The organism is Mesorhizobium sp. P2_C4, from assembly GCF_056404575.1.
The window spans coordinates 687,516-702,604 of the sequence record NZ_JBFUDT010000003.1 but is presented as its reverse complement, the minus strand read 5'-3'; the positions used below and the strand labels follow the sequence as shown (position 1 = coordinate 702,604).

At 62.7% G+C, this 15,089-nt stretch carries 9 protein-coding genes; 4 read left to right on the top strand and 5 right to left on the bottom strand.

Annotated elements, in window-relative coordinates; translation table 11 throughout:
* Positions 1-35 precede the first annotated feature (35 nt).
* The 3 genes from AC1DX6_RS16015 to AC1DX6_RS16005 all read right to left on the bottom strand — a co-directional run bounded on the left by AC1DX6_RS16015 (position 36) and on the right by AC1DX6_RS16005 (position 1,859).
* A complete protein-coding gene (locus AC1DX6_RS16015) occupies positions 36-482 on the bottom strand; it encodes a hypothetical protein (protein ID WP_477315133.1) in 447 nt (148 codons plus the stop codon).
* Positions 483-645: 163 nt separating this feature from the next.
* The gene (locus tag AC1DX6_RS16010; protein ID WP_477314892.1) at positions 646-1,389 is read right to left on the bottom strand and encodes a lysozyme inhibitor LprI family protein; all 744 of its coding nucleotides are present in this window, start codon (positions 1,387-1,389) and stop codon (positions 646-648) included.
* Between the two features lie 212 nt (positions 1,390-1,601).
* Entirely contained in the window at positions 1,602-1,859 is a 258-nt protein-coding gene (locus AC1DX6_RS16005; protein WP_477314890.1) for a PepSY domain-containing protein, read from the bottom strand.
* A 428-nt stretch (positions 1,860-2,287) separates the two neighbouring features.
* Between AC1DX6_RS16005 and AC1DX6_RS16000 the strand changes: the two genes are divergently transcribed.
* Together AC1DX6_RS16000 and AC1DX6_RS15995 are read left to right on the top strand one after the other, a co-directional pair.
* Positions 2,288-4,060, top strand: a complete 1,773-nt coding sequence (locus AC1DX6_RS16000; RefSeq protein WP_477314888.1) for an adenylate/guanylate cyclase domain-containing protein — start codon at positions 2,288-2,290, stop codon at positions 4,058-4,060.
* Positions 4,061-4,187: 127 nt separating this feature from the next.
* Positions 4,188-8,507 carry a cytochrome P450 gene (locus tag AC1DX6_RS15995; protein ID WP_477314886.1) on the top strand — a complete coding sequence of 1,440 codons (4,320 nt, stop codon included), beginning with the start codon at positions 4,188-4,190 and terminating at the stop codon, positions 8,505-8,507.
* Between the two features lie 16 nt (positions 8,508-8,523).
* Here AC1DX6_RS15995 and AC1DX6_RS15990 read toward each other — a convergent pair whose 3' ends face one another.
* A complete protein-coding gene (locus AC1DX6_RS15990; RefSeq protein ID WP_477314884.1) occupies positions 8,524-9,210 on the bottom strand; it encodes a Crp/Fnr family transcriptional regulator in 687 nt (228 codons plus the stop codon).
* A 159-nt stretch (positions 9,211-9,369) separates the two neighbouring features.
* Positions 9,370-9,672, bottom strand: a complete 303-nt coding sequence (locus AC1DX6_RS15985) for a hypothetical protein (protein ID WP_477314882.1) — start codon at positions 9,670-9,672, stop codon at positions 9,370-9,372.
* Positions 9,673-9,913: 241 nt separating this feature from the next.
* Between AC1DX6_RS15985 and AC1DX6_RS15980 the strand changes: the two genes are divergently transcribed.
* Together AC1DX6_RS15980 and AC1DX6_RS15975 are read left to right on the top strand one after the other, a co-directional pair.
* Positions 9,914-13,579: a S8 family serine peptidase gene (locus tag AC1DX6_RS15980; RefSeq protein ID WP_477314880.1), complete on the top strand. Its 3,666-nt coding sequence runs from the start codon at positions 9,914-9,916 to the stop codon at positions 13,577-13,579.
* Positions 13,572-15,086 (top strand): MBL fold metallo-hydrolase, encoded by a 1,515-nt coding sequence (locus AC1DX6_RS15975; RefSeq protein WP_477314878.1) that lies wholly within the window; start codon positions 13,572-13,574, stop codon positions 15,084-15,086. Before AC1DX6_RS15980 ends, AC1DX6_RS15975 begins: the two co-directional genes overlap by 8 nt.
* The last annotated feature ends 3 nt before the right edge of the window (positions 15,087-15,089 follow it).

Genomic DNA, 15,089 nt, shown 5'->3' with positions numbered 1-15,089 from the left:
CAGAGCCCACCCTGATTCTATCGGGATGGGCAAGTTCAGGTTTGATCGAAGCGCTGATAGAGCGGGCGACGAAAACCGGCTTCGCGCCCGGCGATCAGCCAGTAGACCAGGCCTGCGACAAGGCCGGCTGCGGCGATGATGCCGACATCGGCCCAGCGCTCCGTATCTTCCGGCGCGCCTGGCCAGATCAGGAAGAAGCCCGCGGCCGCCGACGTGGCGCCGAACAGCATGTGCAGCAGGAAATTGCGCAGCGAAAAGAATTCGGCGATCAGCGCAAAGATCAGCGTTTGCAGCCCGGTCAGTATTAGCGTCAGAAAGTACACGAACATGCCGAGCGGTGGCACGACCAGCACCGCGATGGGCGTGAGGCCCATGGCATCGAAATAGCCCGGCGCATTGGGCAGAGAACTAAGCGCGCCGTAGATCGCCACCACCGCTACCAGACCGACCAACACAGCAACCAGATAGCCGGCGAGCATCATCAGGATGCGTTTCAAGACGTGCTTTACTGTCGCCACGCGCGCCCCCGTGCGATGCAATCGTGGCGCGCAGTCAGCCATCAAAGACAATTGGGTGCAAGAGGGAGCCGCAAAGAGCGGACTGGCCGCGAAGCCGCATCGCTTCGATACTGTCAGTCTCAGGCGCTCAGGCGCCGCCGCACAGATGCTCCGCGTCCGGCAGCACCCACCAGGCACTTTCAAAATTCAGATCGACGCCATAGTAGACCCTGCCGCGCAAATCGCCTTCGGGGCAATCCCTGGGTATCGACATCAGGCACAGCACGGCGGGGTCACCGACCGTGGAAGCGGCCAGCCCGGGATCGCGCTCATAGGAAACCGCCGAACCGCCATTGACGAAGGTCGCGGCGGCACCGCCCTCAGCCGAGGCGGTGGCCAGCGGATCGTCGCCAAGCCGTGTCGTGAGCGTGGCGATATGGGTCACCGCGCATTGGCCGATCGCGGCGGGCAGGGGCTGGTTGGCGCCTTTGGGTTCGCGTGCCCCGGTGTCCAGTGCCTTCTTGCCGATCAGTCCCTCATTGTAGGCTTCTACCCAATGCGGCGAGAAGCCGAATGTCTGCAGTGCATTGTTCTGCGCGCTGACGATGCAGGCAATTTCGCCCTTGCAGGCGTCGCGGTCGGCGACCAACGCACGGGCGATCTTGCGCTTGTCGCCACCAAAGGCCGGCTCGAAATCCTTGAAGGCCTTGGCTATCAGCGTGTCTATTGCTGACAGTTGCGGGTCTGCACAGATCGCCTTTTCGGTTGGCGAACTCGCCCTTCCACAATCGAAGGACGGCTCCTCAGCGCGTGCCGGACCAAGAACGGCAAGGCCGCCGGCCACGATGACGGCCGGCAACAACCGGTTGGAAATTCGGCCGCAAAAATGCATGACCGGCCCCCATTTGTTCGATGGCGGGCACTCTAGAGCATGATCCCGAAAAGTGGAATCCGGTTTTCTCGGACAAAAACGGGAACCGTTTTGTCCAGAGATCATGCTCAAACAAAGAGATAGAGCCCCATCCCGATTCTATCGGGATGGGACAGGCTCTAGGGAAAAAGCGCGCCGAACGGAATGTCCGCAATAGCGGTCCAGCAGGGACGCTATTTCGGCTCCGAGGTCACCGGATCGTAGGTGATTTCGACCTTTGCCTTGTCGGCTGTGTAGTAGGTGACGGTGTAGCCGTCGCTGTCCCAATCGACCTCTTTCACATAGCGAAAGCCGTCGCGCTGCTCGACCTTGGCGATGATTTCAGAGAGCTTTTTTGCATTCGGCGGCGGCAACGGTTTTTCGTCGGCCGCGAAGGTCGATCCGCTGACGAGAAGACCTGCCAGACTGATCGCCAGAACAACAATGCGCATGACTGCCCTCATTTCATGTTGGCGTGAATTGCGTAGGAAAACTCGCTTCCATGCCGGTTTGTTCCGTCGCGCCCCGAGCCGGTTTCGCCTCCTGATTGAGTTGGCCATCCAGGCCCATCTAAAAGTAGGTCCACCATGTCCATGAGCATCAGCTAATATTAGCAAAAGTCATTTGGTTTCAAGGCGTAGGACGAACATGTTACGCTGAACGCCAGGTAACGATCAGCTAACCATTGACGCTGCGTGAACCGCGGTCCATTAGCTGATCGTGGTAGAGCTTTCACCAAGACCCTGTTAGACTTCCTGATGGGACAGGGCGGCATCGGCGCGCCGCACCTGCCAGTATTCTTTCAGCAAAGCGGCGGAAAATGTTCAGGAGCGGGTAGTCGCCTGTGCTGGAGCAGAGCCAGAAGGACCGAGGCGTGAAAATGGCTGAACGGAATTATACCCGTCAGCTGGCGACGATTATTTCTATCGATGCCGTCGGATTTTCGCGGTTGATGGGTATCGACGACGAATCCGCCGTCGCCGCCTTCGAGGAGCGACGCGACATTATCGCCGACAGCTGTGGCATATTTGGCGGCCGCACGTTCGGCGATGCCGGCGACAGCATCATGGCCGAATTCGGCAATCCGATCGAGGCGTTGCGCGCGGCCTTCGATTTCCAGGGGCGGATCGTCACGCTCAATGCATCGGTTGCGGAAGACATGCGCATGCCCTTTCGTGCCGGCATCAACACCGGCGACGTCATCGTACGCGAAGGCCGGCTCTACGGCGACGATGTGAACATAGCTGCCAGAATCCAGGAATTCGCACCGCGCGACGGCCTCGCCGTTTCAGAGACGACATGGCACCATGTGAAAGACAAGACGGCAGCCGAGTTCACCGATCTTGGCGAATTCATGCTGAAGAACATCGCGCTGCCGGTGCGCGTTCTGATCGCGGGTCGCAACGACAATGGATTCTCGCCGGCGGCATCGTTTGCGGCCATTCCTCAGGTTAATGCACAGCAGAAGCAGTCGCCCAAAGGTCCGCCGGCGATCGCCGTCCTGCCATTCCAGAGTGATGGCGACGAGCGCGATGTCGGCTATATGGCGGACGGCATCGCCGAGGACATCATCTACGGTCTTTCCAACACCAGATGGCTCTCGGTCATCGCCAAGGGCTCCAGCTTCCAGTTCCGCGACGATACTCTGGGGACGCGGGTGATCGGCAACGCGCTTGGTGCGCGCTACATCGTCAGCGGCACGTTGATGCGCAACGGCGCACAGATACGCCTGCACACCTCGCTGGCCGATGCGTCAAACGGACGACTGGTCTGGTCGCAGCGCTTCGATCGCGATCTGGTCGACATATTCGAACTGCGCGACCAGATCGGCGCGGAGATCGTCTCGATCCTCGACAAGGAGGTCGACCGGGCGGAGCAGGCGCGAACATTCCAGGTGCCGTGGGAAAGCCTCGAAACCTGGCAGCTGGTGCGGCGTGGGCGCTGGCACATGAACCGGCGCACCCGCGGCGACACCGAAACCGCGCTGGAATTTTTCGAGAAAGCCTATCAGGAAGACGCCAATTCGAGCGCCGTGCTGAACGAACTGGCATGGTGGTATTTCTGGCGGGGGTGGCTGCGTTCCGGCGATGGCGACGATTTGAACAAGGTCGAGCAGTTCGCGCGCAAGGCGCTGCTGATGGACAGTCTCGATGCGCGTCCACATGCCCATCTTGGCGCCGTCGCGATCATGCGGGGAAAACCCGCAGCCGCGGTCGACCATCTCGCGGAAGCGATCCACATCAATCCGAGCTTTGCCTTTGCGCGTTCAGGCATGGGCAGTGCCCATCTGCTGCTCGGCAATGCCGCCAGCGCCATACCGTTCTTTCTTGATGCCGAGCGACTGAGCCCCTTCGATCTCTACCGGTTCCACAATCTCGGGGAATTGACGGCGGCCTACAGTTTCGTCGAGGACTGGCCGTCTGCAATCGCTACCGCCGACCGTTCGCTCAATCTGTCACCCGGCTATTTCTACGCCAGGTTCCTGAAGATCGGCGCGCTGATACGAAGCGGCCGGCCGGAACAGGCGCGGCACGAAATGGCCATTTTCGCTACGAGGCACCCCGATTTTTCCGAGCAGAGGGTGCGCTGGATACCGTTCGCGGACAAGGCTGCAAACGAATTCCTGATCGCCAATTTCGAAGGCGCCAAATGAGCTGCTGTCATTGGCTGGCCGAACGCCGACAACTGTGAAAAAATTCACATACGCAGAACCGATGCAACCATAGGCCTTTGAGAGCCGGCATCGCAATGACGTGGACAGCCGGGGGGCTTGAACGCGCATGACCAAACTCAAATATTTCGACGGCATTCGCGAGGCCCAGAAAAACCAGCGCCCGCTGTCGGAGATGCCGCCATTCGATCTCGGTCGTCTCCGCAAAACGGGCCTGGTGGCGCGCATCGGCGAATTTATCGTCGAAGATCATCCACGCGTGTGGTTGGCCTTCTTGCGGCGCTTCCGCCCGACCCTCACCCTGTTTGGGGTTCTGCTCGTCACCAAGAGCGCCGATGTTCGCGACATACTGGAGCGCGGCGACGAATTCCAGACCCCGTACGGCCCGGAAATGACCGAGTTTGCGCGGGGATCCAATTTCATTCTCGGCATGCAGGACGGCGCCGACTACCGCCGCATGAAATCGTCGGTGCTGAGCGCGTTTCCGCCAGCCGAGGTCGAAGCCGCCGTCAGGCCGATCGCCGCGCGCCATTCGCAGGAGATCATGACCCGCGCCAGGCCCGGCTTCGACGCGATCTCCGGATTGATGAAGCTCGTTCCGGTGCACATCTGCCGCGACTATTTCGGCCTCGAGATCGACAACGAATCCGAATTTGCCGACTGGGCTATCGCCTTGAGCGCTTTGTTCTTTTCCGATCCGACGGCGGACCCCACCGTACGCCAGCTGGCGGTAGTCGCCGGCGATCGGCTGATCAAGGTTATCGACCGCTCCATCGATGCGATCAGAGACAAGGGGGCGAACAGCGAGCAGCCGCTGCCGAGGCTGGTCGCGCTGATGGATCAAGGACGTCTGTCGAAGGCCGACCTTCATTCGATTATGCTCGGCATGATCGCCGGCTTCGTCCCGACCAATGTGCTGGCCGCCGGCAATTGCCTTGACGTGATCCTGTCGCGGCCAGATGCACGGCAGGCCATCGACGCGGCGCTCGCCGAAAACGACACCGGCAAGCTCGATCGGGCCGTTCTCGAAGCCATGCGCTTCAAGCCGATCTGGATCGGCCCGTGGCGCTACACCGCGCGCGACGCAATCATCGGCAAGGGCACCCGCCGCGAGCGCCTGGTGAAGGCGGGCACTGTGGTGATGCCGGCAACGCTGTCGGCGATGTTCGACGCGGACGCCGTAGAGAACCCGAACGAGTTCGACACGTCGCGCCCGCCCCGCGACTACATGGTCTTCGGCCACGGCATTCATCAATGCATCGGCGCGGAGATCGCCAGGATCCAGATCGGCGAGAGCCTGCGCGCTCTGTTCCAGAAGCAGGATCTGCGCCGCATGGCTGGCAAGGCCGGGCGCATGACGCGCATCGGTGCCTACCCCGAAACGCTGAAGGTCGATTTCGAACCGGCCGCGCTTTGCAAGACGGTCGACCAGTCAATGGTGACGGTGGTCTGTCCAGTCACCCGTGGCACCTCGCTGGACACCATCCGCACCAAGGTGGCAGAGCTCGGCAACCCCGCCGGCGACGAGATCCGCGACGCACTCAACAGTGCCGGCACCATTCATTTCTCCAGCCTCGCTGTTGTCGGCACCGGCGAGAAGGACGATGCGTCAGGTCTTGAAAGAGGCTCGCTTGTTCTCGAGATCTCCGGCGACGGCAGCGCCGATCAGGTGATCGATGCGGTTACGCAGGCGATCGGACACAGGCTGCGGCCGATCTTCAAGGCCTGCGGCTTGCCGGAAGGCGGGGCGTTGAACGACTTCCTGCGCAAGCACAATGTCGACATCTCGCCCTCTTTTGGCAGCAATGCCGGGCTGGTGTTTTCCGGGACTCCGGGGCACTCGGTCCAGCGCATCAAGGCCGAGCAGGAGCTTTTCGAAGCCGTGCGCGACATTGTGGAGCGGCCACGCAAGGGCACCGGTAACGCTCCCGCCGTGCTTGCCGAAGCTCGCCAACATGTCCAGTCATTGGGAACGTTCGCCTGGGCGTTCGAGCCGGCCGAAAGCCAGCTGGAAAAGCAGGCGGGCCATTGGGGCCGTGCCTTGATGGCGACCCTGCTGGTGCCGCCGGTCCTGGCGACAGTGGCGATCATCTGGGCTGCTTGCTGGTACATGACCTACAGTGTGGTGTTCGGCAGATCCATCGACATCAGTTCCCCGGAAATCTCCTTCACCGCCATAGCCGTAGCAGTCACATCGCTTCTGTTGTCGGGGATTGGCGTGTTGGTAGCGGCAGCGCTGCTGGTGTTTTTGTGCTTGCTGGCGCTGCGGCGCCGCGAGGACAGGGATCGGCCGGAAAGCACGTCGATCGGCATCTCCGCATTGAACGCGATACTCGCCAAGGAGGACCACGCGGCGCAAAACCATCTGACCGCGATTTCGACGATGAAGGTCGGCATCTTGCGGCGGCTGGCGCTCCGGTTTTCCTTCTATCTGATCTCGATAGCGGCGCAGAAGGTGTTCAAGCCAGGCTTTCTCAACACCATCAACACCATCCATTTCGCCCGCTGGATCCTGCTGCCGGGCTCCAACAGACTGATCTTTTTCTCCAATTACGGCGGCAGCTGGGAAAGCTATCTCGAGGACTTCATTGCCAAGGCATCCGCCGGCCTGACCGGCGTGTGGAGCAACACCGTGGGCTATCCACGCACCCAATGGCTCTTCCTTGACGGCGCGCGCGACGGCGATCGCTTCAAGCGCTGGGCGCGGCGCCAGCAGGTGCCGACCCTGTTCTGGTACTCCGCCTATCCCGATCTCAACACCACGCGCATCCGGATCAACTCCCGGATCAGGCGCGGCATTGCTTCCGCCGTCGGCAACGAGGCGCGCGACTGGCTGAGCCTGTTCGGTTCGCTGCAGCGTCCGGCGAGCGAAACAACCACCGTTCAAAAGACCACCTCGCTGCTGGCCAACATCAGCTCGGCCTTTCCGGCACCTCTCGAGCAGCAGCTTGAAACCGGCGAGATCCAGTCCATCTTCTTCGGCCCGTTCGGTCCGCTCGGCTATTCGCATATGCTTGCGATCCAGGTGCCGGACAAATTGCCGGCAGCCAAACGCAGGGCCTGGCTCCATTTCGTTGTCGACCAGACGAGTTTCGGCGAAGGCAAGCCTGCGGGGCGAGCCATGACGGTAGCCTTTGGTCCCGGTGGCCTGCGGCAGCTTGGGCTCGAAGAAGGGGTGGAGGACGATCCATTAGACACATTCCCGATTGCCTTTCGCCATGGCATGGGCAATCCCGAGCGCAAGCGCATCCTGGACGACCGAGGCGACGCAGCGGACGAATGGGAGTGGGGGTCGCTGAAGAAGCCTGTCGACCTGGTCATCGTCTGCTATGCGGAAGAGCCGGGAAAGTTGCAGACCGAGATCGCCGCCGTGAAACGAAAGACGACCGCTGCGGGCATGAAGGTCGTCGCTGAACTGCCGCTCGCCGTAAAACGGGGTCCGACCAACACTAAGACCAAATCGTCGAATGCGGCAACGGGTGACGACAGGTCGGAACGCGGGCCAGCCTATGAGCATTTCGGCTTCGCCGACGGGATTTCACAACCGATTGTCCGCGGCACCACCCGCGCCAGCAGGGGTGCCGCGCCCATGCATCTGGTCGCGCCCGGCGAGTTCCTGTTCGGCTATCGTGACGAACATGGGTTCTATCCGTCCTCGCCCTCGGTAAGCGCATCACGCGATCGCACGGCAATCCTTTCGCAGGTGCGCCGCAGCCGGCTTGTTCCAGGCCTGCCGCCACCGCCGCGCGATTTCGGCCGCAACGGCTCGTTCCTCGTCATTCGCCAGTTCGAGCAGCATGTCGACGTCTTCAACGACTATTGCAAAAAGGCCGCGGCGTCGGCGGCCAGCCAAACCGGCAACCCGGCCATCACCCAAGATTGGGTTGCCGCCAAGATGCTCGGCCGTTGGCAGAACGGCAGTTCGCTGGTGCGCAACCCCGATCATCCGGGACGCGTCATCGACAACAACTTCGCCAGTGGCGCCGAGGATCCGCAAGGGCATCGCTGCCCGCTCGGGTCCCACATACGCCGTTCCAACCCGCGCGATTCGCTGGGCGAAGACCGCGACACGCAGATCAATATCGGCAAGCGCCACCGTATCCTGCGCGTCGGCCGCACCTATGAGAAGCAGGACGGCAAGAATGGAAAGGTCGAAAAGGGACTGCTCTTCATGTGCCTTAACGCCGACATCGAGCGCCAGTACGAATTCATCCAGCAGACCTGGGTTTCGTCGAGCTCGTTCCAGGGCCTCGTCGGGGAAAAGGACCCGACGATCGGTTCGCGCGACGGCGATGGCACGTTCACCATTCCGTCCTGGGAAAAGGTCACGACGCTCCGTGACATGCCGCAATTCGTCACCACCAAGGGCGGCGGCTATTTCTTCATGCCGAGCCGGTCCGCGTTGCGCTATCTGATTTCGCGGCTGTGATTCGCGACTGAAATCGTCAGTCGTCGTCCTGAGACGCGGCGATGTGGCGAAGAACGCCGGCGTCGGTTATGCGCAGGCCGCCACGCTTGATGGCGATGATCGACCGGTTGCGCCAGTCGTTGAGCGTCTTGTTGACCGACTCGCGCGTGGCGCCGAGGAATTCCCCCAGCTCGGACTGCGAGATCGGTATCCACCCGGCGTTGTCCGCCATCACTTCGGCCAGGAAAACCAGCCGCTTGGCGAGCCTCGCCTCGATGCCGAAGAAAGCCTGGTCGCCGAGCTCGCCGCTGACCCAGCGCAGCCTTGCGCACAACAATTCGATCATGGCGCGCGCCAGGGGTGGGTTTTTCTCAATACGATCAAAGAGTTGCGTTCGGCTGAGCGAAACCAGTTCACAACCGGTGAGGCAGATGGCGGTGGCGGTGCGCGGACGTCCGTCGAGCGCGCCGATCTCGCCGACAAGACTGCGCGACAGTTCGATATTGGCCACCAGCTTCTGACCACCCGGTGAATAGATCGAGATTTCCACCGTGCCGCTCATCACGCCGTAGATGCGGTCGCCGGCATCTTCCTGGACAAAGAGGTGCTGGCCGACGGCATAGCGTTCGACCTTGCAGCCATTGAAGAGCAGATCGAACTGGCGCGGATCGATCCGCGCGAGGCGCGGCAGATCGCTTCTGTCGTTCGCGCTGGCGGTCGGCATGATGAAATTCCGTCTGTCGTGGCTGTAATAGTTGTACGACAACGGCGCGACCGATCAAAGCAAATGTGGCAGAAGGCCGTCTGCACGCCCGGCCGGGAGGCGCCTGGAGGCGTGCAGACGGCAACTGTGAAAATGACTAGGTAATCGAAAATCCTGCATTTACTGGTTTTTGCCCAGCATCCACAGGGTGACGCGTTTGACGCCCTGCTTGGCCGGGATGTCCACACCGACGGCCTTGTTCAGGCTGGCAAGGTCGTCGCAAGCGATCTGGACGACGATCTCGTCCGGGCGAAAACTGTGGGACAATCCCAAACATTGGCCAAAACCCCAATTGGTGGCCAAGACGTCGCCTGCCGCGCCGGGTTCCGTTTCGATCAGGACATAGGCATCGGTGGTCGCTATCGCCGGAGCGGTGAACGCCGTTGCCGCGATAAATGTGCCAAAGGCAAACAAGATTCGCATCTGTCCTCTCCCGGCTGAAAAATATCGTCATAAATCGCGGCGGGGACTGGTCGCATTGGCGATTCCCGTTTCCGTTGGAGCCATAGGGGCGCGCAAATCGCTTTCCGGTCTGTGAAAGGGATCACAGAGATGACGCGCAAAGGGCGCGATAGTCTTATCTTGCTTGTCGCTCGGCATTGCTTCAGTCTGAAAGCAGTACCGCAGTTTTCTACTTTGACAGCTCGGGAAAGTGGGGCGTGCCATGGCGCTTGTGACAGGGCTCCTGATCAAGGTTCGCGGCGACGGTACCGGCTTTGCCGCAGGCAGCCCTTCGCTTGGCCTCGGCGCGGTCGAGGTCGAACCGATCCTGACTGTACCGCCGGGCACCGCCGGCAGCGATTTCGGCGCCGGCGCCGACCGCGGTGCGACCTGGCTCAGACTTGCCGCACAACACGCGCAAAACCCCTGGGATGATGCCCACGATCTCGTCGCCCGCGGCGAGGCTTTCGGGGCAGCCGGCGGACCCGAGGTGCTGGCCGTGGAGCCCGACCTCGTCCAACAATGGGATTACAAGGATGCCAACGGCGACCGTGGCATGGCGGCAAGCGCCAGTCCGGCCTGTACCTTTGACGACCAGGACCCAAGCGGCGGGCAGGCCACCGTCACCGCCGGCGTCGCCTGGAATGCGGGCGCGGCCTTCAGCCAGTTCGCCACCGCCCGCACCAAGGTCGGCGCCAAGCAGGCCAACATCACCATCGCCCATCTCGACACCGGCTTCGATCCGGCGCATCGCACCTTGCCGGCCGGGCTGGCTACGGCGCTGCAGCGCAATTTCGTCAATGACGGCACCGGGCCGAACAACGCCACCGATCACGCCCCGGCGGGGACGCTGACCAGCAATCGCGGCCATGGCACCGGCACGCTCAGCCTGCTCGCCGGCAACAGGCTCGACGGAACGTCTCCGCATTGGCCGGGCTTCACCGATTTCGTCGGCGGCGCCCCACAAGCCAAGATCATCCCGGTGCGCATCGCCGACTGGGTGGTGCGGCTCACCACCGGCACCATGGTGCAAGGCATCGACTATGCCCGCTCGAATGGCGCGCAAGTGCTGTCGATGAGCATGGGCGGCCTGACCTCGCAAGCCTTGGTCGACGCCGTCAACCTTGCCTACGACAACGGCGTGGTGATGGTCACCGCGGCCGGCAACAACTTTACCATCACGCCGAGCAGTATCGTGTTTCCCGCCCGCTACAACCGCGTGCTGGCGGCTTGCGGCGTCATGGGCGATGGCCGCGCCTATTCCGGCCTCAGCTTCGGCACCATGCAAGGCAATTATGGACCGCAATCGAAGATGGCGACGGCGCTCGGCGCCTATACGCCGAATGTGCCGTGGGCGGAGATCGACTGCGCCAAGATCGTCGACATGGACGGCTCCGGCACCTCAGCGGCAACGCCGCAGATCGCCGCTGCCGCCGCACTGTGGCTGGCCGAGCATTGGGATGTGGTGAAGAACTATTCACAACCGTGGATGCGCATCGAGGCTGTTCGCTTCGCGCTGTTTTCCGCGGCCGCCAAGTCGACGGCCCAAATGGGAGCCGCCCAGACTTTGCAGAAGATCGGCCAGGGCGTCGTGCGGGCTGATGCCGCGCTCGCGGTAATGCCGCGAGCCGAAAACCAGCTGCAGAAACTGCCGCCGGCCAAATATTCCTGGGGCTGGCTGGACTTGATCATCGGTGGCGGCAACTCGGTGGCGCCCTTGTCGCCTGTAGAGCTTCAGCGCCGAAAGATGTTTGGGCTCGAGCTGACCCAGATGGCGCAGCGCGTCGCGTCGGTCGACGAGGCGATCGCCGACCCGGATGGCGATCCAGCTGGCATCTCAGCCGCCGCACGCAACCGCTACCTCGAGGCCGCTCTCGATGAGGGCAAGCCGTCGAAGCCTCTGCGCGCTTTTCTCGAAAGCACGCTGGGCAGGCCGGGTGCCAAGCCCGTTGCCAGCAAGGCGACGAAGCCGGCGCTACCGATCAAGCGCAAGCCACGACCGTTGCCGCCGCCAAAGCGCCGGCTGCGCATCTATGCGCTCGATCCGTCAGTGGCCAAGCGGCTCGATTCCGTTTCCATCTTTCAGGCAACGCTGTCCGTTCCGTGGGACGACAAGCCATCGACCGCCAATGCCTTGCTGCCCGGTCCGGTCGGCGAATATCTCGAGATCGTCGATGTCGATCCGGCGTCCAACCGCGTCTACGATCCGGTCGACCTCAACGACAAGATGCTGCTCGCCCAGGATGGCTTGCCGCCATCGGAAGGCAATCCGCAGTTTCATCAACAGATGGTCTATGCCGTAGCCATGACCACCATCGGGCATTTCGAGCGTGCACTGGGCCGGCGGGCGCTGTGGGCTCCGCACTATGCCGCCGGGCGCACTGGCGACATGACGATGAAGGCCAACGAAGTGCGGCGGCTGCGCATCTATCCGCACGCGCTGCGCGCCGAAAATGCCTATTACAGCCCCGACAAGAAGGCCTTGCTGTTCGGCTATTTCCCCGCCGAGGGCGGGGCGGGTGACGTCACCACGCCGGGCACGACGGTGTTTTCCTGCCTGTCGAGCGACATCGTCGCCCATGAAATGTCGCATGCGCTGCTCGACGGACTGCATCGGCGTTTCCAGGAAGCGTCCAACCCGGACGTGCCGGCTTTCCACGAGGCCTTTGCCGATATCGTCGCCTTGTTCCAGCATTTCACCCTCAAGGAGCTGGTCTCCTTCGAGATCGCCAAAGCGAGGGGCGATGTCTCGGCGGCAACGCTTCTATCCGGCATCGCCAAACAATTCGGCGAGGGCAGCGGCCGCGCCGGGCCGTTGCGCGACTATGGCGGCGCCGGCATGGCCGATCTCGACTACGACAAGACGTTTGAGCCGCACGACCGCGGCTCGATCCTGGTGTTTGCCGTCTACCAGGCGTTTCTGGCGATCGCCGGCCGCCGCACCGACGATTTGATTCAGCTGGCCACCGGCGGAACCGGCGTGCTGCCCGCCGGCACGCTGCACCCCGTTCTGGTCGAGCGCCTCACCGACGAGACCGCCAAGACCGCGCAGCAGATGCTGACCATGTGCATTCGCGCACTCGACTATTGCCCGACCGTCGACATCACCTTTGGCGAGTATCTGCGCGCGCTGATCACGGCCGACATCGACGCCTTCCCCGACGACCCGCTCCACTATCGCCTGGCCTTCATGGAATCCTTCCGCAAATGGAAGCTGTTGCCGCGCGACGTGCGCACCATATCGGAAGAGACGCTTGCCTGGAGCGCCCCCGACGATCCTTCGCCGGGCTGGCTGACCGGCTTGTTGCGCGACATCGATTTGAGCTGGAACCAGAAGCTCGACCGCTCCGAGATTTTTGCGCTCAACGAGAAGAACCGCTACACGCTCTGGAAAGCCATGCGGCAGGCCTTTGTCGCCAACCCCGATCTCCACAGCCAGTTCGGCCTGCTGCCGCATTTGCCGCGCTACGATGAGCATGGCGCGCTGATGCACAAGGCGCGCAAGGGCGAGACCACTTTCGACATTTTCGGCGTCCGGCCGACCCGCCGCGTCGAACCCGACGGCTCGTTCCGCACCGAGGTGATCGCCGTCATCCAGCAGCGCGTTCCCGTGGGTCTCGACGGCACGCCGGCACTGAATGGCGTGAAGAAAGGCGACGGCTTTTTCTGGTTCCGCGGCGGCGCCACCGTCATCATCGACCCGCGCCAGGGTCAGGAAGAAATCCGCTATTCGATCATCAAGAACACCGGCAGCGTCGACCGGCAGAAGCGCCAGTCGCAGACCGCGACCGCGAACTTCTTGTCGCCGCTGCGGGCGCTTTATTTTGGCCGCGAGGTTTCGGAACCCTTCGCCATGCTGCATGCCAGCCATGGAGACGACGATGTCTAGAAAGCCGTCAACCCGCGGAGCGCCGCGGCCTGCCGCTCCTGCCGCGGCCAACACGCCGGCCGTCACCGTGCGCCATTATTGCCAGGGCATCGGCGACTGCCACCTGTTGAGCTTTCCCAAGCCGGACGGCTCGCTGTTTCGCATGCTCATCGATTGCGGCATTCACGTCTCGATCAAGGGCGGCCCGGCGCTCATTGGCGATATCGTCGCCGACCTCAAGGCCGAGACGGGAGGCAAGATCGACGTTCTCGTCATCACCCATGAGCATTGGGACCATGTTTCTGGTTTCCTGACCTCCGACGAATTGTTCGCGGGTTTTTCCGTTGGCGAAGTGTGGATGGCCTGGACCGAAAACCCTGGCGATGCCGAGGCGATCGAGCTCGACAAATTCAAGACCCAGGCTTTGACGGCGCTGCAGGGCGCCAGCCAGAGGCTCGAGGCCGAGCAGGGGTTGAGCCCGTTCATGGCGGGCGTTCGCGACGGGCTGCAATCCGTCCTCGGCTTCCAGTTCGGCGCCACCGGCGAAAGGGTGCGCGCCGCGCGCGATGCCGCCAAAAAGCTTTCGAAAAAGCAGCCTGTCTATTTCGAACCGGGCGGGCCATTGCCTTCTATTGCGGCGCTGCCCAATCTGCGCATCTACGTGCTCGGGCCGCCGCGCGACAAGGCGGCGCTGCGCCTGGAGGACAAGGCCAGCGAAATGTTCCCGCTCGGCGGCCCTTTCGCGCGGGCGCTCAATGCCGGCGTGGCCGTGAACGAAACCAGCGACGGAACCTATATCGACGAGCTTAGCCCCTTCGAGCGCAGCGTCGGCTCAGAGCTGTCGGCGGCGTTGAGCTCCGGCGCGGCGGCCGATGCGCCGGGCGACACAGGCGGCTTTGTCTGGAACCACTATTCCGGCCCGGCTGCCAACGCCCGGCCCGACGATGACCCCGACCAGTCCTGGCGCCGCATCGATGCAGACTGGCTGGGCATTGCCGCCGACCTCGCCATGCAGCTAGACCGCGGCGTCAACAACACCAGCCTGGTGCTGGCGTTCGAGTTCATCGACACCGGCAGGGTTTTTCTCTTCCCCGGCGATGCCCAAATCGGCAACTGGCTGAGCTGGAAGGAACTGAAATGGCCGCAGGGGCAGACGACCGTCACGGCGGCCGACCTGATGGCGCGCACCGTCTATCTGAAGGTCGCCCATCACGGCAGCCAGAACGCGACGCCGCCAAAGCAAGGTCTCGATTTGATGACCAGCGCCGACCTGTCGGCCTTCATTCCAACCAACAAGATCGACGCTGTCAACGTGCATTGGGGCGCAATGCCCTACGACGCCATCCTGACCGCACTTGCCGCCAAGACCAGCGGCCGCGTCATCCGCGCCGACGATGCCTGGCTGGCCAACAAGAACGGCAAGCCGGCCTTCGCCTCGCCCTCCGGCTCGATCCTTGCGGTCCGCAATGCCCCGCGCGATCGCGCTCGCGGCCCGGGTGGGCTTTGGGTGGAACTCGATCTGGCGTGAGAG